Origin of the sequence: Neisseria sp. 83E34 (assembly GCF_001308015.1) — a bacterium.
GTDB lineage: Bacteria > Pseudomonadota > Gammaproteobacteria > Burkholderiales > Neisseriaceae > Neisseria.
Window position 1 is genome coordinate 1 of record NZ_LGYH01000029.1, and the last position, 1,176, is coordinate 1,176.

Annotated in this window: 1 protein-coding gene; it reads right to left on the reverse strand. The window is 45.9% G+C overall.

Annotated elements, in window-relative coordinates:
* The coding region (gene tuf / locus AKG09_RS11485) for an elongation factor Tu (protein ID WP_231623949.1) at positions 1–1,176 on the reverse strand (1,176 nt) is incomplete at its 5' end.

Sequence of the window (1,176 nt, forward strand, 5' to 3'; positions counted from 1 at the left end):
TTAAGCAATGATAGAAGAAACCACACCAGCACCTACGGTACGGCCACCTTCACGAATCGCAAAGCGCAAGCCTTCTTCCATAGCAATCGGTGCAATCAGTTCTACAGTAATCGCAACATTCTCACCCGGCATTACCATCTCTACGCCTTCTTCCAAAGTAACAGCACCTGTTACGTCAGTCGTACGGAAGTAGAACTGAGGACGGTAGTTTGCAAAGAATGGAGTGTGACGACCACCCTCTTCTTTACTTAAAACGTATACTTCCGCCTTGAATTTGGTATGGGGAGTAATTGTGCCCGGTTTAGCCAATACTTGACCACGTTCCACTTCTTCACGCTTAGTACCACGCAACAGAACACCAACGTTATCACCAGCTTGACCTTGATCCAATAATTTACGGAACATTTCCACACCGGTACATGTGGTTTTTTGGGTTTCTTTCAAACCTACGATTTCGATTTCATCGCCTACATTGATGATACCACGCTCTACACGACCAGTTACTACAGTACCACGACCAGAAATAGAGAACACGTCTTCAATCGGCAGCAAGAAAGGTTTGTCAACTGCACGCTCAGGCGTAGGAATGTAACTATCCAACGCAGCAGCCAACTCATAAATTTTTTCTTTGTATGCAGCATCACCTTCCAAGGCTTTCAATGCAGAACCTTGAACAATCGGACAGTCATCACCTGGGAAATCGTAGCTAGAAAGCAGATCGCGAATTTCCATCTCAACCAATTCCAACAATTCGGGATCGTCAACCATATCGCATTTATTCATAAACACGATAATGTAAGGTACGCCTACCTGACGAGCCAACAAGATGTGTTCGCGGGTTTGCGGCATAGGACCGTCTGCAGCTGAACATACCAAAATTGCGCCATCCATTTGGGCAGCACCGGTAATCATATTTTTAACGTAGTCAGCGTGACCCGGACAGTCTACGTGAGCGTAGTGACGGGTTTCAGTTTCGTATTCTACGTGTGAAGTATTAATAGTAATACCGCGGGCTTTTTCTTCCGGGGCATTATCGATTTGGTCGTAGCCTTTTGCCTGACCGCCGAATTTTTCAGCCAGAATAGTTGTCAACGCTGCGGTCAGTGTGGTTTTACCATGGTCAACGTGACCAATGGTGCCAACGTTTACGTGCGGTTTGCTACGTTCAAATTTTTC